Source organism: Chryseobacterium nakagawai (assembly GCF_900637665.1).
In the GTDB taxonomy this organism is placed as follows: Bacteria; Bacteroidota; Bacteroidia; order Flavobacteriales; family Weeksellaceae; genus Chryseobacterium; species Chryseobacterium nakagawai.
In genome coordinates this window covers 3,587,242-3,611,491 of the sequence record NZ_LR134386.1, presented here as the reverse complement: position 1 = coordinate 3,611,491, position 24,250 = coordinate 3,587,242, and the positions used below count along the sequence as shown (strand labels likewise).

22 protein-coding genes, 1 tRNA gene and 1 pseudogene are annotated in these 24,250 nt (G+C 37.4%); 10 read left to right on the top strand and 14 right to left on the bottom strand.

All coding sequences use genetic code 11. From position 1 onward, the window contains the following. Positions 1–27 precede the first annotated feature (27 nt). Together EL260_RS16320 and EL260_RS16315 are read left to right on the top strand one after the other, a co-directional pair. Positions 28–1,806 carry a TonB-dependent receptor gene (locus EL260_RS16320; protein WP_123856299.1) on the top strand — a complete coding sequence of 593 codons (1,779 nt, stop codon included), beginning with the start codon at positions 28–30 and terminating at the stop codon, positions 1,804–1,806. 68 nt (positions 1,807–1,874) lie between these two features. Further along, positions 1,875–1,946 (top strand) — tRNA-Arg (locus EL260_RS16315). Positions 1,947–2,526: 580 nt separating this feature from the next. Here the strand turns inward: EL260_RS16315 and EL260_RS26215 are convergent. Together EL260_RS26215 and EL260_RS16305 are read right to left on the bottom strand one after the other, a co-directional pair. Next, positions 2,527–3,474 (bottom strand): annotated as a pseudogene (locus EL260_RS26215) (recombinase family protein); the annotation flags it as partial. A gap of 51 nt (positions 3,475–3,525) precedes the next feature. After that, positions 3,526–3,744: a hypothetical protein gene (locus EL260_RS16305; RefSeq protein ID WP_034978520.1), complete on the bottom strand. Its 219-nt coding sequence runs from the start codon at positions 3,742–3,744 to the stop codon at positions 3,526–3,528. A gap of 433 nt (positions 3,745–4,177) precedes the next feature. On the opposite strand from EL260_RS16305, the gene EL260_RS16300 reads away from it, so the two are divergent. The 5 genes from EL260_RS16300 to EL260_RS16280 all read left to right on the top strand — a co-directional run bounded on the left by EL260_RS16300 (position 4,178) and on the right by EL260_RS16280 (position 8,255). Next, positions 4,178–4,810 carry a Crp/Fnr family transcriptional regulator gene (locus EL260_RS16300; RefSeq protein ID WP_034978522.1) on the top strand — a complete coding sequence of 211 codons (633 nt, stop codon included), beginning with the start codon at positions 4,178–4,180 and terminating at the stop codon, positions 4,808–4,810. 71 nt (positions 4,811–4,881) lie between these two features. Continuing rightward, positions 4,882–5,676 (top strand): sulfite exporter TauE/SafE family protein, encoded by a 795-nt coding sequence (locus EL260_RS16295; RefSeq protein WP_123856298.1) that lies wholly within the window; start codon positions 4,882–4,884, stop codon positions 5,674–5,676. 85 nt (positions 5,677–5,761) lie between these two features. Next, the gene (locus tag EL260_RS16290) at positions 5,762–7,174 is read left to right on the top strand and encodes an MBL fold metallo-hydrolase (protein WP_034978527.1); all 1,413 of its coding nucleotides are present in this window, start codon (positions 5,762–5,764) and stop codon (positions 7,172–7,174) included. 23 nt (positions 7,175–7,197) lie between these two features. After that, the gene (locus EL260_RS16285; protein ID WP_034978529.1) at positions 7,198–7,761 is read left to right on the top strand and encodes a YeeE/YedE family protein; all 564 of its coding nucleotides are present in this window, start codon (positions 7,198–7,200) and stop codon (positions 7,759–7,761) included. Between the two features lie 11 nt (positions 7,762–7,772). Then, positions 7,773–8,255, top strand: coding sequence for a DUF6691 family protein (locus EL260_RS16280; protein ID WP_123856297.1), 483 nt, complete (start codon positions 7,773–7,775; stop codon positions 8,253–8,255). On the opposite strand, the gene EL260_RS16275 is transcribed toward EL260_RS16280, so the two are convergent. From EL260_RS16275 to EL260_RS16220, 12 genes are all read right to left on the bottom strand, one after another. Beyond that, positions 8,256–8,951 carry a VIT1/CCC1 transporter family protein gene (locus EL260_RS16275; protein WP_034978533.1) on the bottom strand — a complete coding sequence of 232 codons (696 nt, stop codon included), beginning with the start codon at positions 8,949–8,951 and terminating at the stop codon, positions 8,256–8,258. A 1-nt stretch (position 8,952) separates the two neighbouring features. Beyond that, positions 8,953–9,720, bottom strand: a complete 768-nt coding sequence (locus tag EL260_RS16270; protein WP_123856296.1) for a phosphatase PAP2 family protein — start codon at positions 9,718–9,720, stop codon at positions 8,953–8,955. A 6-nt stretch (positions 9,721–9,726) separates the two neighbouring features. Beyond that, positions 9,727–10,917: a DUF3570 domain-containing protein gene (locus EL260_RS16265; protein WP_034978536.1), complete on the bottom strand. Its 1,191-nt coding sequence runs from the start codon at positions 10,915–10,917 to the stop codon at positions 9,727–9,729. Positions 10,918–10,950: 33 nt separating this feature from the next. After that, the gene (locus tag EL260_RS16260) at positions 10,951–11,181 is read right to left on the bottom strand and encodes a DUF4266 domain-containing protein (protein ID WP_034978538.1); all 231 of its coding nucleotides are present in this window, start codon (positions 11,179–11,181) and stop codon (positions 10,951–10,953) included. Between the two features lie 43 nt (positions 11,182–11,224). Beyond that, a complete protein-coding gene (locus EL260_RS16255; protein WP_034978675.1) occupies positions 11,225–12,151 on the bottom strand; it encodes an FAD:protein FMN transferase in 927 nt (308 codons plus the stop codon). A gap of 3 nt (positions 12,152–12,154) precedes the next feature. Next, on the bottom strand, positions 12,155–12,595 hold the full coding sequence (locus tag EL260_RS16250; RefSeq protein WP_034978539.1) for a thioredoxin family protein: 441 nt from the start codon (positions 12,593–12,595) through the stop codon (positions 12,155–12,157). Positions 12,596–12,677: 82 nt separating this feature from the next. Next, entirely contained in the window at positions 12,678–13,061 is a 384-nt protein-coding gene (locus EL260_RS16245) for a hypothetical protein (RefSeq protein ID WP_034978541.1), read from the bottom strand. Positions 13,062–13,116: 55 nt separating this feature from the next. Beyond that, positions 13,117–13,584 carry a heme-binding domain-containing protein gene (locus EL260_RS16240; protein WP_123856295.1) on the bottom strand — a complete coding sequence of 156 codons (468 nt, stop codon included), beginning with the start codon at positions 13,582–13,584 and terminating at the stop codon, positions 13,117–13,119. 42 nt (positions 13,585–13,626) lie between these two features. Further along, on the bottom strand, positions 13,627–14,781 hold the full coding sequence (locus tag EL260_RS16235; protein WP_375600496.1) for an efflux RND transporter periplasmic adaptor subunit: 1,155 nt from the start codon (positions 14,779–14,781) through the stop codon (positions 13,627–13,629). A gap of 3 nt (positions 14,782–14,784) precedes the next feature. Then, entirely contained in the window at positions 14,785–19,134 is a 4,350-nt protein-coding gene (locus tag EL260_RS16230) for a CusA/CzcA family heavy metal efflux RND transporter (protein WP_123856294.1), read from the bottom strand. 185 nt (positions 19,135–19,319) lie between these two features. After that, a complete protein-coding gene (locus EL260_RS16225) occupies positions 19,320–19,700 on the bottom strand; it encodes a hypothetical protein (protein ID WP_123856293.1) in 381 nt (126 codons plus the stop codon). A 231-nt stretch (positions 19,701–19,931) separates the two neighbouring features. After that, on the bottom strand, positions 19,932–20,399 hold the full coding sequence (locus EL260_RS16220) for a YceI family protein (protein WP_123856292.1): 468 nt from the start codon (positions 20,397–20,399) through the stop codon (positions 19,932–19,934). Between the two features lie 658 nt (positions 20,400–21,057). Here EL260_RS16220 and EL260_RS16215 point away from each other — a divergent pair. The 3 genes from EL260_RS16215 to EL260_RS16205 all read left to right on the top strand — a co-directional run bounded on the left by EL260_RS16215 (position 21,058) and on the right by EL260_RS16205 (position 24,139). Further along, positions 21,058–23,016, top strand: a complete 1,959-nt coding sequence (locus tag EL260_RS16215; RefSeq protein ID WP_123856291.1) for an LTA synthase family protein — start codon at positions 21,058–21,060, stop codon at positions 23,014–23,016. Between the two features lie 111 nt (positions 23,017–23,127). Further along, on the top strand, positions 23,128–23,817 hold the full coding sequence (locus EL260_RS16210) for a COG4705 family protein (RefSeq protein WP_123856290.1): 690 nt from the start codon (positions 23,128–23,130) through the stop codon (positions 23,815–23,817). Positions 23,818–23,962: 145 nt separating this feature from the next. Further along, the gene (locus EL260_RS16205) at positions 23,963–24,139 is read left to right on the top strand and encodes a histone H1 (RefSeq protein ID WP_123856289.1); all 177 of its coding nucleotides are present in this window, start codon (positions 23,963–23,965) and stop codon (positions 24,137–24,139) included. Positions 24,140–24,250: the final 111 nt, after the last annotated feature.

Genomic DNA, 24,250 nt, shown 5'->3' with positions numbered 1-24,250 from the left:
ATGGATACATAAATACAAGAAGTAGTAATGAACAGAAAAATTCAATTATTATCCATCATATTTTTAGGGGTTTCGCAGTTTGCGTTTTCCCAGATCAAGGAGGAAAAGCTGGTTCTTAATAAAAAGAGAGAACCGGAAGTGAAGAAGATCGAGAAAAAGAAGACTTCCGTAGAAACCATTAAAAACTATCCGCCGGAAGAGAAATCCCAGACTCCTGTAAGATATACCATTACAGATGTTCCTGCGGTTTCTGACTTCAAAACTTCAACAATCCAGGGAGAAGATGTGGCTCCGAAATTTGACGGAACAGCTCAGAATAACTATGTCCAGTTCGGAATGGGAAATTATGGGAAGATTCTGTTGGATGGGAATGTTTCCAAAACCCTTGAAAATAAGTTTGAAGTAGGAGCAGATGTGCATTTACTTTCTACCAGTGGTCTTAAAAATGATTACGATTGGAAATCCAAGCAGACTTCAGCTACGATTGGAGCTTTCTTGAACTCTTATGGAGATAAAGGGAAATTCAATATTAATGCAGAGTATGGCTTGAATAATTATAACTATTACGGAATTTATGCTTTGGCACCGTCAGCAGATGTTGATCTGAAGCAAAAAGTGAATCAGTTCAAAGTGAATGGATACTATGATTTCTATTCCAATGAAATTTTAAATGATGTAAGAGTAAAGTCATCATTCCTGAAAGATCATTTTGATGCTCAGGAAAATCAGGTTTCTATTTTGGCTAACTTCTCTAAACATGCTGTTGAATTAGGAAAATCAGGAATCAATCTGAATGCTGATTTAGGTGTAGGTTTAGAAGCTGTAAAAACAGATTTTGCTATCGTTGACAAAAACTCGTCTAATTTCTTCAACACCAATTTAACTCCAAAAGTTACCTTTAGAAAAGGAGAGTCTTATTTGATGTTAGGATCAGGATTTTCTTTCCTGAATGCTAAGAATTCAAACAGATTGATGGACCAGGTGAAGAATAATAAAACCTATTGGTTCCCACAAGCAGAATTCCAGGTGGCTGCTGCTAAAGAATTTAAATTCTACGGAGGAGTAGATGGTGGTCTTAAGCTTAATACATACGGAGATCTTCTTCAGGAGAACCCTTACGTGCTTTCTGATCAGTACTTAAAGCCTACAGAAACGAAATATCACTTTTATGTAGGACTAAGAGGAGATATTGATGAAACGTTAAAATATGACGTTTCTGCCGGTTTCGGAAAAATGAAAGACATCATGTTCTTCAGAGCAAACAGTCTTTTTGACAATAATTACACGCTGAACCGTTCTGCTTATGATTTTGCAAACACATTCTCTGCGACCTACGATGATGGAAATATAAGCGATATTAAAGGGAGCGTACAGTATTTCCCATTAGAAAACTTAATGATTGACGGGGAAGTAAGGTTTACAAAATATAACTTGAAGAATTACGATAATATCTACAACGTTCCATTAGTGAACGCGAGTATTGGTGCTAAATATACAATGCTGGACAAGAAATTATTACTAGGTTTCAAAGGAATTTTTGCGAGCGACAGAACAACGAACTCTTTTTCAATTGAAGGAATTGCAGATGCTCAGTCTCCTAATGGAATGATTTACCGTTCATTAGAAAATACGAATGATAAAGTTGGTGGTTATGCGGATTTAAATCTTTCAGCAGAGTATAAAATTCACAAAAATTTCAGTATTTTCGCACTCGGAAATAACCTTCTAAGCTCAAAATATCAGACCTACAAGGCTTATAAAGTCTTAGGTCCACAAATTCTGGGTGGTGTGAAGATTACTTTCTAAATCCAAAGCAATGAATGATAAGTAATTTTGAAATTATACATTACTTATCATTTATTCCTAAAGAATACGGCTGCATAGTTTAATGGATAGAACTTCGGATTTCGGCTCCGACAGTGAGGGTTCGAATCCTTCTGCGGTCACTTGGCGGGAAAAATCACTTTTAGGAGTGATTTTTCCTTTTTTTTTCCTTTGTAATTGATTGTTAATAAGCAAGATAGAAGATAGAGCAGAATTGATCTGGGGTGTTCGAAAAGTTGTTTCGTAAAATTCGAGTTTTTCGGCAAAAATCGAACACATTACCGTTTTTTTAGTCTCAGAATCCCCTGTAGTATAGAGTTGCGAGAGATTCGGTAATACTTTTAGCACTTGATCAAGTTTTGTTCTAATATCGGTATTTTTACCAGTCAGCTTTTGATTCTGTAGTTCCATTTCTAATGCATCAATTTTCTTTTTACTTTCATTTTTTATCAATTGATAATCTTCAAAATCCAATTTGTCTTCTAAATATTTTTCTCTGGCACTATTTAGACGATTGTTTAAGTTGATAATTTTTGAAGAGATTTCTTTTCTCTTCACGTCAAGACCTTGATGAATATTTTTAAAATTGATTAAAAGTATTTCCTTAATAAGTTGACTAAATCCAATATGACACTCATATTTTTTTAACTCTTTTATAAATGCGTCATTAACCATTTCAGAGCCATATCTGTATCCACATCTGGATTTGCAGTGATAATAATAGTAGACATTCTTTTTACCTTTCGATCCGCTACCGCTAATATGACCTCCGCATTTTGGACATTTTAAAAAACCTCTTAATGGAAAATGATTATGAGCAATTATTTTTCCTTGTGGTCTTTCTTCCCAAGTTTTTCCACTTATTACTTTCTGTACTTTATTAAACAGTGATTCCGAAATCAAACTTTCATGGGTAGCCTCAACAAGACAGGCTTCTTCGTCTTTATAAGCTTTAATAAATATTTTACCACAGTACATAGGATTTTTGATTGCCCGGTAGAATGATGTACTGCTAATGTTTGCACCCTCCATAGCATTCATCTTCAGCCTTATTTGATTGATGGCGTATTTGCCTTTAGCAATCTCATTAAATGCCCAGAGCATATTTGAAGCTTCCGGCTCTTTAAGACCAACATATTTTCTACCATCTTCGGTGCACTTATTAACATAACCATACGATGCTGTTCCCATGAGCCTGCCTTCTTTCTGAGCTCTTCTCATTCCATAAAAAGTATTCAAGGCTCTGCGATCATTTTCAACTTCCGGAGCTGCCAAATAGATTGCCAGCATCATCTTATTTTCAGGAATAGACATATCAAGAGGCTGCTCAATTGCTTGAGGGGAAATGTTGTTACCTAGCAGCAATTTAATCATCTGATAAGCGTCACCAGCGTTTCTGCTAAAGCGATCCCACTTTGTAAATAGAACTAAATTGGATTTTAGACTTCTTTTTTTAATATGATTGATATATTTTGTCCACTCCGGTCTATTAAAGTTTTTTGCAGAGTGGTCTTCAAAGATCACCTGACCGATCGTGATCTGGTTTTGATTACAATATCTTTCTAATCTTTCATGCTGATCCCTCTGTGAATAACCTTTGTCAGCTTGTTCATCTGTAGAAACTCTAATATATAAATCTGCTATTAGCATAGTGGTAGGTTTGATGTTAACATTGTGGCTATCAGGCTAATGTAGTAAAATTTATTTTAAAATATAGTTTTTAATTATAAGATCTGCCAACTGATGTGCAAAATCCATTATACTCCTGACTTCGTCATCTGTTGGATTTAACCCAGATTCCGTGAGAATCTTTTTAGATCTTTCGAAAGAAACTTTTTTTAAAGTATTCTGCGAAAAGTCTATAATTCTATCCTGCGATTCATTTTTCCGATCGCTTTTTTGTGAAGAAATCTTTTTCATAAGCACTCATCATATTTAATTTCTTGTCGTTGATTTAAATTAAATTATGATTGGCAATTATGAGGGAAGTAAGTTCGACGTATGTTCGTATTATTTGTCTTTTAATGTCTTTTTATTTTGAATCAATTGCTGCACCAATGTTCATAAAAGCAAAAATTCTGTCGGTTATTTTAGTGAAAAATAATAGTTAACTATGTACATTTTTTTAAAACTAAATCATTTTTTTATGTAACATAAGCCATTTTATTAAGAGTACATTTGAGGAAGAACTAAACTTTATGTTTAAAACTTTTCTTTCATCGTCATCTATAAAATCTTCCATCTCTGAAGTGGGAGATATAGGTCATCAACATCATTCAATTAAAAAATTTGAATGATCAATGGTCAGTTCAATTTCCTCAAATATCTTTAAATTTGTTATAAATTTTTAATAATGGACAGTCTTCTTTTTTCCTCTGAATTCAGTTCTTCTCCTGATTTAAAGGATAAACTTTACCAGAATGGTATACTGAAAACCTATCACGAAGGCGATATCATTCTGGATGAAAATGCTTCTATACGTTCGATTCCGATTGTGATGAAAGGATTGTTAAAAGTCATCAGGACGGAAGAAGACGGCAGAGAGATTTTACTCTATTATATCAAAGCTGGTGAAAGCTGCATTATGTCGTTTTTGGGAGGTATGCACAATGAGAAAAGCATTGTAAAAGCCGAAGTGGAAGAGGATTCCGAAATCCTTTTTTTACCAATAGATAAGGTCACACTATTCATCAAAGAATATCCTGAATGGCTGGATTATATTTTCAGGCTTTATCACAAACGTTTTGAAGAATTGCTCGATATTATCAATGCGATCGCCTTCAAAAAAGTAGATGAAAGACTACTCAATCTGCTCCATAAAAAATATGAAATTTCCCGATCTAAAACCATTATCATTACCCACGAACAGCTTGCCAATGAGCTAGGAACGGCTAGAGTAGTGGTGTCAAGACTTCTGAAACAGCTGGAGGATTCCGGAAAATTGATGTTAGGAAGAAACAAAATTATCCTTTCAGATTCTATTTAAATTCCCTTTTGTAACAAAAGTAGCGGTGCAGCTTCAGAGATATTTCCATTTTTGCCTTATAAAGTTAAAGAATGGAAATTTACGGTTATATCGCATCGGTTTTTATAGGAGTTTCTTTAGGGTTAATAGGTGGTGGTGGAAGTATTCTTACCTTACCTGTCCTTGTTTATCTCTTTGGTGTAGATGCTTTTCTGGCAACAGAATATTCGCTTTTCATTGTCGGTGTAAGCAGTATGGTTGGCTCGGCTTCTTATTTCAAAAAAGGATTGGTCAATTTTAAAACGGCTTTTGTCTTTGGTCTTCCCTCCATCGTTTCTATTTTTCTGACCCGTAAATACCTTTTGCCATTGATTCCTGATGATATTTTCAGTCTTGGAAACCTCATAGTCACCAAGAATCTATTTCTGCTGTTGATTTTTGCAGGCCTAATGATCATTGCCTCTTATAAAATGATTCAAAAACAAGTTGAAATTACAACTGAAATCAATCATTCAGAAAACCACAAAACGCTTTTGGCCGCAGGAGAAGGTTCAATAGTCGGAGTTTTCACCGGTTTAGTTGGCGCAGGCGGCGGATTCATGATCATTCCGGCACTGGTCAACCTTCTGAAAATACCTATGAAAGTTGCGATAGGAACTTCTTTAGTGATCATTTCTTTTAATTCTCTGATCGGATTTTTTTCAACATTCAATGCAATGAAAATTCAATGGAATTTATTGGGAACCATCTCTGCCATTGCGATTGGAGGAATTCTCATCGGTACCCAATTATCAAAGAAGATTGACGGTAAAAAACTAAAGCCTGCTTTCGGATGGTTCATTTTGGTAATGGGGATTTACATCATCATCAAAGAACTTTTCCTTTAAAAATTCTTGTGTAACAAAAGTAGCTGTACAACAAAATTCAAACCCGGAAATTTATATCAAATTAAAATTTAAAAACAATATTAAAATGCAAATAGAACAGATCTATACAGGATGTCTCGCTCAGGGAGCTTATTACATTGTTTCAAACGGTGAAGCAGTGATCATTGATCCTTTAAGAGAAACCCAGCCATACATCGACAGATTGGAAAAAGACAATGTAAAACTCAAATACATTTTTGAAACGCATTTTCACGCAGATTTTGTGAGTGGCCACGTTGATCTGAGTAAGAAGACAAATGCACCAATCATATACGGACCAACTGCAAAGCCCGAGTTTGAAGCCATCATTGCTGAGGACGGGCAGATCTTTGAAATCGGGAAAATCAAAATCAAAGTTCTGCATACTCCGGGACACACAATGGAAAGCTCTTCTTTTTTATTAATTGATGAAAACGGAGAGGAAAAAGCACTTTTCAGTGGAGACACTTTGTTTCTTGGCGATGTAGGTCGCCCGGATCTGGCTCAGAAAGCGGCGAATATGACCCAGGAAGAATTGGCAGGACTTCTTTACGAAAGTTTATACAAAAAAATTCTGCCTTTGGACGATGAAATCATCGTTTATCCTGCGCACGGAGCGGGTTCTGCCTGCGGAAAAAATATGCAGAAAGAAACCGTTGATACGTTGGGTAATCAAAAGAAAACCAATTATGCGCTCAATCAAAAAGACAAAGAAAGCTTTATAAAAGCTGTTACAGACGGACTTCTTCCACCGCCTGCCTATTTTGGGATGAATGTAGCGATGAATAAAAAAGGCTACGACAGTTTTGATGAGGTTTTGTCTAAAGGTCTCCACGCTCTCTCTCCTGAAGAATTTGAGGAAATGGCAGAACATTCAGGAGCTTTGATTCTGGATGTAAGGAATAATGAAGATTTTGCAAAAGGTTTTGTTCCCCAATCAATTAATATTGGATTAGACGGAGATTTTGCACCTTGGGTCGGCGCTTTGATCGTAGATGTGAAGCAACCGATTCTTCTCATTACCAATGATAATGAAGAGCAGGAAACGGTCACAAGATTGAGCAGGGTAGGTTTTGATAATGTTATAGGTTTTCTGAAAGGTGGTTTTGCAGCCTGGAAAAACAGCGGAAAAGAAATTGACAAAGTTCATCGAATTTCTGCTACAGATTTTGAAAAGGAAATTGAAAATAAAGAGGTGAAAATTATTGATGTACGAAAAGAAAGTGAGTACGAAGCAGAACACGTCGATGAAGCCTATAACAAACCATTGGCTTACATCAATGAGTGGGTTAACCATCTTGAACCGACCGAACATTTTTATCTTCACTGTGCAGGCGGGTACCGAAGTATGATGGCGGCAAGTATCCTTCAGGCAAGAGGTTACAGAAATTTTACCGAAATTGAAGGTGGATTTAAAGCCATCGCACAAACTGATGTTCCCAAAAGCGATTTTGTATGTCAAAGTAAAGTTTTGAAGTAATTTTGAATTAAATAAGTAAATTAATGTTAGATATTATAAAAGAACCCTGGCCGTGGTATATTGCAGGTCCGCTAATTGGTCTTACTGTTCCGGCTTTGCTGATTTTAGGCAATAAATCTTTCGGAATCAGTTCATCATTGCGACATATTTGCGCAGCCTGTATTCCGGCAAACGTGAGTTTTTTCAAATACGACTGGAAAAAAGAATCCTGGAATTTGTTTTTTGTACTAGGAATTTTCTTCGGAGGAATGATCGCTGCTCATTTGCTGATGATTCCCGGAGAAATTACAGTCAATCCAAACCTTAAAGCAGAATTGGCAACCTATGGGATCACAGATTATAGCAATCTTGTCCCGACACAACTGATGAATTTTGAAAGTTTATTGACGTTAAAAGGATTCATTCTGATGGTTGTCGGTGGATTTTTGGTTGGCTTCGGAACGCGATATGCAGGAGGCTGCACCAGCGGACACGCGATAATGGGGCTTTCCAATCTGCAATGGCCGTCTTTAGTAGCAACGATTTGCTTTATGGTCGGCGGTTTTTTAATGGCCAATGTCATTCTTCCAATTATTTTATCTCTATAATATTATCAACTATGAAAAAAGAAACAGATATACGTCACCAGGACACCATTTGTACCAACGAAAGCCATCTTCAACACAAATGGTACCACGATTTGAAATATTTAATAGTTGGTGTTTTATTCGGGATCGTGTTTGTAAAAGCTGAGATCATCAGCTGGTTCAGAATCCAGGAAATGTTCCGTTTGCAGTCATTTCATATGTACGGCGTGATTGGAAGCGCAGTTTTGACTGGGATGATTTCCGTTTGGATCATCAAAAAATTCAAAATGAAAACCATTTATGGAGTAAAAATCTCCATCGCTCCTAAAACTTTTAACAAAGGACAAATTTACGGAGGTTTGATCTTCGGGTTTGGCTGGGCAATTACAGGAGCTTGTCCCGGACCTTTATTCGCACAGATTGGAACAGGAGCTTTTGCGGTTATTATTACGTTGGTGAGTGCTGTTCTCGGAACTTGGGTCTATGGATATTTTAGAAATAATCTGCCCCATTGATTATGAGACCGTCACTCCAAAATAGTGTCCTACGACTGCAGTGATTCCCATGGCGACAGTTCCCCAGAAACATATCCTTAAAACAGCCACTCCTATTTTGGAACCTCCGGTCTTTGCAGAGATTGCTCCCAACACCATCAGAAAAACAATAGAAAATCCATACTGGAAATACACCATTTCTTTGATAGGTGCTAACATTGAAACTGCAAAAGGTAATAAAGCGCCCAAGGCAAATGAACCAAACGAAGCAAAAGCAGCCTGGAAAGGTTTGGCCTGAGTGATCTCATTTATTCCCAGCTCATCGTGTGCGTGAGCAGCCAAAGCATCGTGCTCTGAAAGTTCCGTTGCTACCCGTAAGGCAGTGTCTTTGCTGACGCCTCGTCTTTCATAGATCTTTGCCAATTCCTTCAGTTCAACTTCCGGCATTTCTTCGAGTTCTCTCTTTTCACGAAGCAGATCAGCCTTTTCAGTATCCTCCTGTGAACTGACCGAAACATATTCTCCGGCAGCCATAGACATAGCCCCGGCGATCATTCCTGCCAGTGCTGCAAGTACGATAGTGTGACGGTCCGGCTGTGCTGCAGCAACGCCGATCACGATACTTGTAGTGGACAATAATCCGTCATTGGCACCTAAAACCGAGGCACGGAGCCAACCCATTCTGTTGACATAATGTTTTTCTAATAGATGATGCATATCAAAAGTTTAAGACCAATCCTGCTCCAAGACTTTTAGGTTCTAGTACGGGATAGATCATTGTTATGGTATTGGATTCTTTTTTATTGAACAGCTTGTTTACGGTAGGAAAAAGCCAATAGGCCAGCTCAGTACTTAAAATACCAAATCCGGCTCCTGCGACCACATCGCCTACCCAGTGCTTATTATTGAGGGTTCTGTATACTCCCGTAAAAATGGCAATGGGGTAGCCTGAAATGGCCAGCCAGATGTTCTCATCCTGATATTCCCTGAACAGAAAATGTGCCGAAGAAAAAGCGGTCGTGGTATGTCCTGAAGGAAAAGAAAGATGATTGGAGCCATCCGGACGTTCCTCTTTTACCAGATGCTTTAAAGGCAAAACAATCGCAGCAGAAATCAGTTGTGAGGTTCCGTATATAATGGTCCGTTCCTTTAAATTATGCTTTCCTTTTATGCCTGCAAGATTATAACCGTACACCATTGCTGCCGGTAAATATTGGGTATAGTTGTCCAATGTGATGTGCTTGGGTTGATGTTCTCCGATCTCATACTTTGTGGAACTGTTCAGATTTTTGAGCGCGTCAGAACTTAAACTGACCACTCCGAAGCCAATAAACACAGTTGGAACAATGAGTTTTTTGTAGCTTGGTTGATAAACTTTATCACCATAACTCTCTATTTCTTGTTTTTTCAGTTCGACTGAATCAGATCTAACCTGTCCAAAACAAATATTGGAACAGGTTAAAACAATGATTGTTACTATTTTCATGGTTAATTACTTAAACCTTAAATTTAAGGAAATAATATCTGATTTCATCCCTATTGATTTGGTATAATGTCCATACCTTATCTCCAGCATATTGAGTCTTTCTATTCCGAACAATCCATTCTTAGGATTGATACGGATGCCCGCCCCGTAAAAGTTGCTGCTGAATTTTGAAAGGTCATAATTGCTGGTATAGAAATCATCAAACGCCGTGTGCTGCTGATAAGGTGAAAAATATTTGGCACCCGTCTGAGAATAATACCTGTAAAAAGGACTCACCGAAACAAAAGGTGATATCTTCACAGGCGTTTCCAGACTGATCGTATTGGATCTCAATCCCCAGTCATCGGTATAATAGCGGTAATAGGCTCTCAGGATCACCTTATCTCCGAAGAAATAATTTGCTCTAAGTCCCAAAGGAAGTTTGAATCTCTTATCCGGCAACGCTTCCTGATGCACAGATCCATCCGTAAAATAAACCCTGTGGAAAGGTAAACTCAAATAACCTGTCTGCTGAACGGCATCTGTCATCAATTCCAATTGAAAATTCTTATTGATGATCTGAGAATAAGATAAGGAAAGCGCATAGGTATTTCTCCCGCTGGTTCCATAACCTTCGTGTTCTCCTCCGCCTGTACTTCCAGTCCGAAGTTCGATCGGAGCAATAAGCTTTACCTGATCCAGAAAAGCCTGAAACTTGGCAGTGAATTCTCCCATTCTGTTTGGTGTTTTCTGTGAAAATCCAATATTGGCTCCGATAGACTGGTAATCAAACTCTCCCGAATAGGAAACGCCGGCCATTATCGTGCTCCCTTTGGCTTCGTTTTCACGGCTCCATCCCAAAGAAGGATAAATCCTTGTATCTGCGTGTGAAGCCGATGAGTTGGCCTTGAGATCGATCATATCTGATGAGGCTGACGTATAATGGTCTATCCCGACATCCAAAGTATATTTGTTCTTTCTTAGTTTCTTGTCATAATTCACAAGGACAACGTCTATCGAATTAGAAATATCGTTGAGTTTTTCTGATCCTACACCGCCCGTTACCGCAGAATTATTTCCGTCTTGTTTATAATAACTCGATACAAGATTGATCTCATCCAGACTTAATTTTTTGGAGGCTTCAGTATTGGTGTTTTCCTGTGCCTGAGCATTGAAGAATCCAAAAAGGGCGATAATGCTTATAATTACTTTTTTCATTTTAATTCATTTTAGGTTTTAGTAATTATTATGTTAATTACATCCGCATCCACCACCCACTTTACCGGCGTTAGCTCCTGAAGAGCCTTCGCGATAAGACTGGAAACTGAGTTCTGTCTTTTCAATTGTCCGGTTGCCAAGAACCATCTCAGCATCGTTGAGCTTGCTTTTTTCGTATTCTTTTACTGTTGTGCAGGAATGAACTGATGAAAGGGCAAAGAATATAAAAATGCCCATCATTATTTTTATTACACTATTTTTCATTAGGATTTTTTTACTTGTTTAATGTCAAAGATTCTCAAAGACATTATTTGAAATTGATGTTTTTTGATGAATGAATATTGTTTTGATCATCGATAATAATACACTCTAAGTGGTTGATCTGATCCACGAGACCAATTGCAGCCTCTATTCCCATAATCGTTACTGGCGTTGCCATGGCATCCGCAATCTCGGCGTTCGGACAGATCATCGTCACACTTTTGATTCCCGAAACCGGCATTCCCGTTTTGGGATTGATGGTATGGGAATATTTTTTACCGTCTATCGTTACGAATTTCTCGTAATTGCCGGAAGTTGCTACGGAAGTATTGGTGATGTTCATATAAGAAAACGGAAGCGCAGCATTGTCGGGATCTGCAATACCGATCGTCCACGGTTTTCCGTCTGCCTGTAATCCCCAAGTCGTAAGGTCTCCGGAAGCATTAACGACTCCGGAAGCAACCTCTCTTTGTTGGAGAATTCTTTTCGCCATTTCGGCAGCGTAACCTTTGCCAATACCGCCGAAACCGATCCGCATTCCTTTTTCTTTTAAAAAAACCGTTTGGCTTTCCCCATCTAAAAGAATATTTTTGTAATTGACCAGTTTCAGATGCTCTTTTACCAATTCGGGATCAGGAAGTTGCTTCATTTCACGGTCAAAATTCCAGAAGGTTTTATCGATTCCGCCATAAGAAATATCAAAATATCCATTTGTAATATGGCTGATCCTTAAGCTTCTTTCAATCAGCTGAAAAACTTCTGCATCTACTTTTACAGGTTGGATACCGGCATTTTTGTTGATAAGACTGGTCTGGCTGTCATCGCTGTAAGTCGTGAGCAATTTCTCGATCCTCTGGATTTCTGAAATTGCAGCTTCGATATGGTCAAAAGCAATTGCTTCACTGTCATCCACAACAGTGATCTCGAAGATATTTCCCATTAGTTTTTGGGATTTTCGAAACTCTTTCAGCATCATTTACTTCTTTTGATAAAAACTTTTTATTTCATTGCTAAAAGAAACTGCACTTTCCGACGGAAGACCTTCCCAGGTTTTCAGAATTTTTCCTTCAGAATTGAGCAAAAGGGTGAACGGAAAAAGACCTTTAGAATTGTATCGCTCGGCCAGAGAAGCATTTTCTTTTTTAATCTCTGCGGAAGGTTGATTTTTTTTACTTCTTGGAAAATCTGCATTGACATACTCCAAAATATGATCGGTTGTCAGCTGTTTGAATGTCTCGGTTTCAATAATATTCTTATGCAGCTTGATACACGGAATACACCAGTCTGAGCCGGAAAAGTTAAGAAGAATCAATTCGTTTTGTTCAGAAGCTGTTTTCTTTGCTTTTTCAAAACGTGTTTGTGCAATTGCTAGTACAGAGAATAGAGCCAAAAAAATGGCTGTAAATATTGTTTTCATAATGTGTATAAATTAGATTGTAGAACCAATTGTGTCTGAATGATGTTAAATTCATTCAGATCCTAATATTTTGTAAAGTATTTTAAGACAGTCTTGGTGGCTGCCAGATAGAGTGCAAATAACCTTTAAAGAAGAAATCATTATCTGATGATGCTATTTTTTCACGTGTAATATGTCCAAAAAAAATATTTCTTTCTTCAAGTTTAAAGACCTGATTTATTGTGAAAATAAGATTTAGTGGGGTAGAATGTATTACAAAAGGCAGTTTCCTATCTGTTTTGTAATCTGCATCTTTTACCGGATTATCATAGTGGGTTTTAAGAAAAGCTTCAAATGTCATTTCTGAATTCAGCTTTTTGTGTTCCATAAAATGCTCGACAAGAATCGGAACTTTCAACAGCTGATAAAGTTCAGTTGTTGAAAAGAGAAACAGTGCGAGTAAAACTACGGAAACCCATTTTTTCATATATCAAAATTATGTAATGTTTCGTTAAGAATGATTTTAAATAGTATGTAATCAGTTATTTCACTTCCTTTTTTATTTCACTGACCCACTTTTCTATTTCAGCCCGATCAGAAGCAGATAGTTTTGCATCCTGATGAATAACTGTATAGGAAGCAAGCGGCATTTCGCCTTCTTTGACGGTTTCTACGATCTCATCGAGTTTTTCAAGCTTTTTTTCGCGGCTGTAAGAATTGAATTCATCAAAGTTCAAATGTCTTTTACCTGAATTCACGTGATCTGCCAACCACCATTTCACAGGCTGTACTTTACTGTACCACGGGTAAGAGGTATTATTGGAATGGCAGTCATAGCAACTTGTTTTCAAAATTGCCTGAACTTTTTCAGGTATTTTATAGTGATTTTCGATAGCGTTGGCAGATTGACTCTGACTGATGTTTTTCTGGACATCAATAAACTGAATACCGATAAACAGCAACAACAGTACAGTTAAAATATTTTTTAAATTTAAAATTGACTTATTCATAATTTTTTATTTTTTTTTGGATTAATATTTATTTGAGTGGAATTATTCCTCTTCACTTGCCGTATTTTTTAGCTTCATCAAAAGCGTGTACGCATTCTTGGTAACGATTTTTCTGTTCTTAAAATTTTCAAAATTTTTGATTTGAATGAAACCGTTTTCAGCTTCTCCCAGCGTTACCGGAATCATTTTATAAGTTTGTTTTTTCCCCTCAACAAAAACATAATCTTTACCTTCAAAATTAACAATGCTTTCCTCTGGTAGCGCGTTGGAAAAGGATGTTTCAGTCTCGATCTCAGCGTTCATATACATCCCTGGAGTCAGATTGTGATCGTACTGCTCAAAATGGCAATGCACATCTGCCGTTCCGTCTGCATTGATATCTTTGCTGATCAGGATAATTTCGCCACCGTATTTTTTATCCGGCTGCGTATTGGTATTGGCGGTAAATCTTTGTCCGATTTTCAACATTTGCAGGTCTTTTTCATACACTTTTAGGTTCAGGTGAATGTCATTGGGATTGATGAGTTCAAACAAAACATCAGAAGGATTGACAAACTTTCCGATATTCACATTCACTTTGCTCACAAAACCGTTGATCGTGCTGTACACCGGAACACTTTTCCTGATGTTCCCCGAAGTAAGACTGCCCGCGTTGATGTTCACGATCTTAAGCTGTTCTGCCAAAGTATTCATCATAATTCTCTGGCTGTTCATCTCAGACTGCGCCATCTGCATCACTTTATCACTGCTTGCCTGGCTTTGGTTCAGCTTTTTTTGCCTGTTATAATCCAGTTCTGCAAAATGAAGCTTCGATTTAGCCATCAGATAATCCTGCTGAAGCTGTATAAACTGAGGATTTTCTATCACAGCGATCACCTGTCCTTTATTTACCCGCATTCCCGGAAGGAGATTGGTATTTTTCAGATAGCCGCCCAACGGAACACTTACGGAAACCAAATTCTGTGGTGGTACATCTATTTTTCCGTTGATCTTGAGCACCGTAGAAATATTTTTCTCAGACAATGGCATTGTTTCGATAGTCGTATTTTTAAGCTGAGCATCGGTCAATGTAACCGTAGTTTCATCTTTAGGAGCTGTTGGCTTTGCAATAGTTTCTTCTTTTTGATGGCACTGAACCGAAAAAAAGAGAGCAAGTATTAATAAAACCGAATATTTATTTTGAATTGATTTTAACATAATTTATTGATTTAAAGTGATATATTCCAGCTCAACAATACTTTCATTAAGATTCCAAACGGCATCTGTATAATTATTTTTGATGCTGATCGCATGATTGGCAAGCATTACGAATTCGAGATAATTAATTTCTCCGTTGATGAACTGTTTTTGAGCGGTTTCCAGAATCGTATCGGCATTTTTAAGTTCATATTTCTCGTACTGAGAAACAATTTCCAGGTTTTTCTGCTGAATTTCTGATAGTTTTTTATACTGATTTTTTAATGTAAACTCCGCATTCTGAAGATCATTTTCGGTCACAGATTCTGCAATTTTTGAAGCTTCAATTCTCGCTTTTTGTCCGCCCGAAAATATGGGAACTGAAACACCAACCTGAACCGAATGAAACTGTGGTGAAGCATTGTACACTTTGTCATCCGCACCCATTCCACGGAAACTGTTGAGATTATAAGCGAATTGTAAACCCGGCAATAATTTGGATTTTTCCAAAGCCGTTTGTTGTGCTGCAATGCTTTTTTGCTGTTCCAATATTTTTAACGAAGGATTACCGGAAACGTCATTTTGAAGATTGGAAAGAGAAAAAATACGGTCTCCATCAAGAATTACTTCAGTTTCTGAATTCAGAAGCCATTGCAATTGCAGCTGCAAAGTTCTGAGTTCCTGTTTCACCTGTTTGATCTGAATTTCAATAGCTGATTTTTGATTGGCAGCAGTTGCTTTTTCCAAAATATTACTCTCGCCACTTTTTAATCTTAAAGTTGCCTTATCCAGAAATTGAGCATAAAAATCCAAAGATTCATTCAGAATTTTTTTCTTTTCCTGCCAATACAGAATGTTGTAGAAGGTGAGTGTCACGCTTTTTTTCAGCTGATATTCTTTTAATGAAATATTCAGCTCGCTTTTTTTCCATTCTTCTGTGTACAGATTTTTCTGTTTTTTGTAAACAGTGGGAAATGCAATGCTCTGGGAAACCCCAAATTTCAGATCACTGTAAGCGCTGTTGATTTGCCCGTAATCCGCAGAAATTCCTGTCTGAGGAATGTCAGAAGAAGTCTTGATGAGTGCTTTTGCATATTCTGATTTTAATTTCTCATTCTTAAGACCTCTGTTGTTTTTCAAAGCGATGGCAACCGCTTGATCTAAAGTAACTTTGGTTTGAGAATTCATCATATTTCCTGTTAAAACACAGAAAATAATGAGAACAGGCGTTATTATATTTTTGCGGTTATTTTTCATTTTTAATCCTTTTTCAATAGTTACGTAAAGCAGTGGAAGCACAAAAAGGGTGAGCAATGTCGCAATCAAAAGTCCGCCGATGACAACGGTTGCCAATGGTCTTTGGACTTCTGCTCCGGCGCCGTTACTCACTGCCATCGGGATAAATCCTAATGAAGCCACAAAAGCAGTCATCAACACTGGTCTTAATCTGGCTTCTCCGCCGTCTACCACAATTCTGACAATATTTTTAATGCCACCTTTATACAGTCTGTTGAATTCTGAAATCAGTACAATTCCATTAAGGACAGCCACACCGAAAAGCGCGATGAATCCAACACCAGCACTGATGCTGAAAGGCATTCCTCTTGCAGCCAGTAACAGCACACCGCCTATAATGGAAAGCGGAATCGCCGTATAAATCAAAAGACTTTCTTTCACCGAATTAAACGCCAGAAACAACAGTACAAAAATTAAAACCAAGGCAATAGGAACTGCAATCATCAGTCTGTTTTTGGCATTTTTGAGGTTTTCAAAAGAACCTCCGTACGTGACATAATATCCTGTAGGAAGTTTCAATTGTTTGTCAACTTTGGCTTGAAGTTCTTCTACAATTCCCTGAACATCACGGTTTTTGATGTTAAAACCTACCACAATTCTCCGTTGCCCGTTCTCACGCTGGATTTGGTTCGGACCATCTTTAATCTCGACATTGGCAAGCTGAGAAAGCGGAATCTGATTACCAGACGGCGTGGGAATTAATAAATTCCTGACATCATCCAGATTCTTTCGGTCATTACTGTTTAATCTGACGACCATATCAAAACGTTTTTCGCCCTCGAAAACCAGACCTGTGCTTTGCCCTGCAAAAGCGGTATTGATCACTCTGTTGATGTCTCCGATAGACAAATGATATTGTGCAATCACCGGTCTGTTGTATTGGATAATCACCTGCGGAAGACCAGAAACAGGCTCGATATATAGATTTTGAGTTCCCTTTACGGTATTGATTATTTTACCAAGCTGATTGGCATTTTTCGCCAATATTTCCAGATCTTCTCCGAATATTTTCAAAACAACATCCTGTCTTGCGCCGGTCATCAATTCATTAAAACGCATCTGCACAGGATACTGAAAACCAACGGTAATTCCGGGAACATCTTCCAACGCTTTGCTCATTTTGTCTGAAAGCTCCGGAAAGGTTTTGGCGGAAGTCCATTCGCTTTTATCTTTCAGGATTACCATCATATCCGAAGCATCCATCGGCATCGGGTCGGTGGGAACTTCTCCGCTTCCTATTTTGGTAACTACTTTCTGAACTTCCGGAAAGCGGGTTTTCAGAATATGAGCTGCTTTCTGCGTACTTTCAATTGTGGTTTTGAGGTTGCTTCCGGGCAAAACTCTGGTATCAACAGCAAAATCTCCTTCTTCCAGGGATGGTATAAATTCGCCTCCCATTCTGCTTAGAACCACTACTGAAAGGACAAAAAGTACAATCACAATACTGAAAATGGTTTTCGGTATTCTTAAAACTTTTAGTAATGTTTTTCGGTAAAGATTTTCAGCCTTCGCCATTAATCGGTCTGAGAAGTTCATTTTGTGGTTTATTTTTTTGCTTAAAATGATAGAACTCATCATCGGAATATAAGTCAGCGAAAGCAGAAACGCGCCCAATAAAGCGAAGGCAACTGTTTGTGCCATTGGTTTGAACATTTTACCTTCAATCCCTTGTAATGTTAAAATAGGCAGATATACAATTAGTATGATAATCTGCCCGAAAACCGCACTGTTCATCATCTTTCCTGCGGAATCTATTACAATCGTATCCATTTCCTGTTTTGAAACGGATAGTGCTTTCCGGAATTTTGAATTGTGGGTAAACTGATGCATGACAGATTCTACAATAATCACGGCACCATCTATAATCAGCCCGAAATCCAATGCACCCAGACTCATCAGATTTCCGCTGACGCCAAAGAGATTCATCATACAAACTGCAAAAAGCATCGCTAAAGGAATGACAGACGCGACCAACAAACCTGCACGGAAATTACCCAGAAATAAAACCAGTACAAAAACGACAATCAATGCGCCTTCCATCAGGTTTTTTTCAACAGTACCAATGGCGTTGTTCACCATTTTGGTTCGGTCTAAGAATGGCTCAATCACAACTCCTTCCGGCAAGGTTTTTTGAATCTGTGCGATTTTGGCTTTTACATTTTTGATCACCTCGCTGCTGTTTTCACCTTTCAGCATCATCACGATCGCACCGGAAACTTCGCCATTGTCATTATAAGTCATTGCCCCAAATCTTGTCGCATAACCGTAACGCACCTCTGCAATATCTCTTATAAACAGAGGAACATCATTGTTTTTGTTGGCGATCGCAATGTTTTTGATATCATACAGATTTCCGACCAATCCTTCGCTTCGTATGTATAGGACAGTAGGTCCTTTTTCTATATAAGAACCGCCTGTATTCTGGTTATTGGTTTTCAACGCATCGAAAACATCGGTAATGGTGATTCCGTAAGCATTGAGTTTATCCGGATTGACGGAAATTTCATATTGTTTCAGTTTACCACCAAAACTGCTGACTTCTGCAACGCCTTTTACACCAAGCAATTGTCTTCTGACAATCCAATCCTGAAGCGTTCTGAGTTCCGTAATATCGTATTTGCTTTCGTATCCTTTTTTCGGACGGACAACGTATTGATAGATTTCACCAAGTCCCGTAGAAATAGGTCCTAAAGAAGGTGTTCCGACGTCTTGCGGAATTTGATTTTGAACTTGTTGCAGTCTCTCTGCAACTTGTTGTCTTGCCCAATAAATATCAACATTGTCATCAAAAACAATGGTCACTAATGAAAGCCCGAACCTTGAAAAACTCCGGATCTCTTTCATCCCCGAAATATTACTGTTGGCTTGTTCTATTGGGAAAGTGACCAATCTTTCGATATCTGTCGCCCCAAATGATGGAGCAGTTGTGATCACCTGAACCTGATTATTGGTTATGTCAGGCACTGCATCTATTGGTAGTTGCGTGACCTGATAAGCACCTACGCCTATCAACCCGAATACCAATAATGCTATAATGAGTTTATTCTTTACAGAAAACTCAATGATTTTTGTTAGCATAAATAATTCTGTTAAATCTTAATTTTAAATAGATAGTTTTTGCTCCCTATTCCTGTCAATGATGTTCTACAAAATCGCTGTGCTTACCAGTAAGTACAGACCTGATTTTTCTTTTGTTGATGAATAATAGAAGCAGGGGAGAGCTCAACACAAGACGTGTTGTAACATAAAAATAAAAAGGCTGATTAACAGTTTTTTGGCGGCTGCCAGATAGAATTTACCGCGTCTTTATGATAGAAAACCGGGCTGTAAGAAAAAGTTACCTTCGGGTGATCACAGGGTATTTGCTTTTTTATTTCTACACTGAAATCAGGATTCACCGTAAAAACGAGAGCGAGTGGAAAAGAGTGATCTGCAAAAGGCAATTTTTGGTCTGTCTTATAATCCGAATCTTTAACAGGATGGTCGTAATGTATTTTCAGAAATTCAGTAAAGGTCATTTCCGGATTGAGCCCTTTATGCTCAATATAATGCTCTACAAGAATAGGCAGCTTCAATAACTGATTAAGCTCAGTTGTTGAAACCAGATATAAGGAAAGCAATAATATGGAAACCCACTTTTTCACAGATCAAAATTATGCAATGTTTCGTTAAGAATGATTTTAAATTAATGATAAGCACTTCATCTTTATAAATAGTAAAATGCTACCACATAGATTAAATTCTAATCAGACTGAATTTTTTAAATTTTCGTTGATAAACTGAGGAGGAGATCAAGAGTGACAGATCTATTCTGCTGTCACATTTACTTTTACAGTCACAGCATCGCCGGTTTTGATTCCCAAAAATCCAGGGCGTTACATTCCAAATTCTGAAAGTTTAATGGTCTCCGTGCCCTCAATCGTGTACGAACTTCCTTTTTTTACAATTGAGACGGGGAAGGAAACATTTTTAGAAGTTCCTGCTATGGTCAACTTTCCTGTAGCATTGCTTTTTCCAACCTTTAGAGAAGTTGCCGTAAAAGTTACATTTGGTGCTTTATCAGGTTTCAATGCTGCATAGGCTTTCTTTTCCATTGTTTTTCCTTTTTCTGCCTTGAGGCTTTTTACAGGAACCGTTAAAGTAACGTTGTTGATCACATTGCCTGCTGCAGTCCCGGAGAAGGTGGCTGTGGAACCTGTCATTTCCCAATCGTGCATCGGAGATGTTCCGGTGATTGTTACATCGACAGATTTCTGAATTAACTTTTGAGCGTTTGAGAATTGAGGTAATAAAATGGCACCGTATAATAAACCGATGCTGATCAATTGTTTTGTTGTTTTCATTTTTTTAAAATTTTAATTTTTTGGGATTCTTTATTGATAAGAATAAATTTTTGTAATAAAAAAGGATAGAGCTTCAATGCATCTATCCCTTACTCTCAACCTTTTGAAAATATATCAAATACTTTCTGATGGTTTAATTGGAAAAATGATTGATTTATAAGACGTGGATGACATCGCAAATAGAATGAATTACTACGAGCCAAAGGTGGTCATTTGTTAAATGACTGATGTTGTATTCTGATCATGAAAGTTTGCATCCTTCACAGATTAACATTTCATCGACTTACAGCAGACTAATGCCAATTAGCAGTCATTCGCAATCATCCATCCTTATTGGATCGGGAGAAGTAGGTAATTGATCCCATCGAATGTCAATAAGACACAGTGAAAAAAAGTATCCATATTTTTTGCAGAATGGAACAATTCTAAATTTCGTCTTATTCACTTTTAGTGTTGGGTGGTAGTAGTTTAATTGATGTACCTTACCCTTCACTTATTTCCGGATCAAGCCGTTTTTTAAAGGATCATTTTTAAAATTTGAATGATCGATTTGGAGACTATTGATGATTATTTTTTGAAACGAAGGTTAGATTAAGAAGCGATGACATCCGCCGATCCCAGTTTTAATATTACTCACTACAATATATTACACTTAGTTATGAAAAAATTATTCAATGGCAGATTTTCAACACTCTTTGGTGTTTTAAGTTTATATGTTTTTTTATCATTTGTGGTAAGGATCATATTGCTGATCTGGTCTGTAAATGATTTGGATCTCAACATTAGGCATATCCTGAGGGCTTTTTTCACAGGATTTGTCTTCGATCTTACAATGGGTTCGTTATTTTTGGCTTTGTATACCGTTTATCTATTGCTGATTCCAAGAAAATGGATCGGATCATTATTCGATAAGTGCTTTACCTATTTCTATTTAAGTTTACTATTATTCATTATTTACTTCAGTCTTTTGGCAGAAATTCCCTTTTGGGAAGAGTTCGGCGTGAGATTTAATTTTATTGCCATCGACTATCTGATCTACACCTATGAAGTCTTTGAAAACATCGATCAGTCTTATCCTTTACCTTTGATTGGAGCTGTTTTGATAGGATTGATTATCCTGACATTTTTTTTATTCAAAAAACTTGACATTTTCAAAAATACTTTTTCCGTTAAAAATCCCATACGACACCGTTTGATTTATGCAGTTCCGGTTTTGACGATTGCTGTGGTTTTAGGATTGGTGATGAAAAATAAACAGGCAGATTTCACTGACAATCTTGTGGTGAATGAGCTTGGAAAAAACGGGGCTTTTTCTTTTGTTTCTGCGTATCAGTCAAACGAACTGGATTATGAAATATTTTACCCGACACTTCCGGAAAAAGAAGCTTATTCGGTTTTGAAACAAGATCTTTTACAGGATAATCAAAAATATTTTACTGAAACAAATGATGGTATTTCAAGGGTAACACAAGGGAATAATGAGCATAGACCGAATATTATTTTAATCACCATAGAAAGTTTCAGTGGGGAATTTCTAAAAGCATTCGGCAATAAGGATAATATCACCCCTAATTACGACAGGCTTGCCGATCAGAGTATCTTTTTCACAAACCTTTATGCGACAGGCACAAGGACTGTCCGGGGAATGGAGGCTTTAATGCTTTCCGTGCCGCCAACTCCAGGAAACAGCATTGTAAGAAGACCGGATAATCAGGAGTTATTTTCCGTTTCCGCGATTGTGAAAGCAAAGAACTATCAGCCTTATTTTATTTATGGCGGGGATGGTTATTTTGATAATATGAATACTTTTTTCGGAGGTCAGGGCTTTGATATTGTCGACAGAGACAGAGGAAATCCTTTGCCAGACAACATTAAAACCGACAGATTTCAAATTAAAGACAACGAGGTCACTTTTGAAAATGCCTGGGGCATCTGTGACGAAGATCTTTATAAACAATCGATAAAATACGCCGACAAAAGCACTAAAGCAAATCAGCCGTTTTTTCAGTTTGTTATGACGACTTCCAACCATAAGCCTTTTACTTTTCCCAAAGGTAAAATCGATCTTCCGCAAGGTGACCGAAATGCTGCTGTAAAATATACAGATTATGCTTTAGGGAAATTTTTGGCTGATGCAAAAACAAAATCGTGGTTCAAGAATACAGTCTTTGTGATCGTTGCTGATCATTGTGCCAATAGTGCAGGGAGATGGGAAATCAACATTGCCAATCATCATATTCCTGCCATCATCTATAATCTTCCTCTGCAAAAAACTGAAAAGATCAATCGTCTGACATCACAGATCGATCTGATGCCGACATTATTCGGATATCTCGGCTGGTCTTACACGACATCTCTGTACGGAAAAGATATCAATCAAACCAAAGTGGGGGACGAACGTGCATTCCTGGGAAATTACAGGACATTAGGGATGTTGAAGGGCACTATATTCACTCAAATAGATGACAGAAGAAGAGTAGAACAGTTCATCGTTTCCGGGGCCAGCCAGTCCCTATCTGAAGTAAAATCAAAGAATGATACACTCATTTCACGGACTATTTCCTATTATCAAACCGCCAGTGAGAGATTCAAAAATGGAAAAATGAAAGAAAAATAGATTCTGTAAAAAGAATGAAATTCTAAATTTCTTCAAACTGGGATCTCAACTTTGAAGAAAAAATGATGAAAGTACTTAACAAGTAGCATCGGTAACCATCCTTTTTGGCTGATGAAAATTGTGGCAACTACTTTAGGGAAAACTTTGGGCGATTTTATTTCCATGACACTCAACCTCGGTTACACCGTGGGAATTGCGATTACGGTGTTACTTTTTCTAATCAGCATTTCCGTTCAGTTGAATGTAAAAAGGTATATTCCTTTTATTTACTGGATTGTTATCATTGCTACGACAACATTGGGAACTGAGATCTCGGATTATATAGACAGAACATTGAAGGCAGGTTATCTGTTGGGCAGCTTGATTTTGGGAGGCGGTCTAATAATGACCCTTCTTTTATGGTATAAAAAGTATAAAAATCTCGAAGTATATCCTGTTTTCGAAATCAATAAAGAAATCTATTATTGGGTTGCTATTCTTTTCTCCAACAGTTTGGGAACAGCTTTTGGAGATTTTATCAGTGATAATTTAGGTTTTAGTTATTGGGTCGGGGCTGTTATCACAGGAGCTGTCGTACTTATGGTAGTCCTTCTTCACTATTTCGCAAAGATCAACCGTATTGTATTATTTTGGATTGCATTTATTTTTACAAGACCATTCGGAGCAACTTTCGGTGATTTTCTGACAAAATCCATATCTAAGGGTGGTTTAAACCTCGGTACCTTTAATGCAAGCTTGGTATCTTTAATTCTGATGGTAATAATGATCATTATTTCACATCGAAATCAAAATAAAAATTAAAGTTTTAAATACAGAATTTAATATTTGCTAAACGTCGAAATGAAATCTCTTTGAAATTTGATGAAGTTGATTTTATTGTATCGATAGGGGAGTGAGTGTATAAACTATTATATTTGCCATTCAATTTAATTTTTATCATTACGTTATGAAAGAACTTATCGAAAAGATCAATGCAGAGTTTGAAGCATTTTCAAATGAAGCCAGCCAGCAATCTGAAAAAGGAAACAAGGCAGCGGGAACAAGAGCAAGGAAATCAGCTTTAGAGTTAAGCAAACTGTTCAAGGATTTCAGAAAAGTTTCTGTTGAAGAATCAAAGAAATAAATTCTGTTAAAGTTTAAACCCTGCATTTAGTGCAGGGTTTATTATTTAGAGTGTCTTCAAATTCTATCGTTTCAAAAGTACTGATTTTTGTCAACGCAAAACTAAAACAGT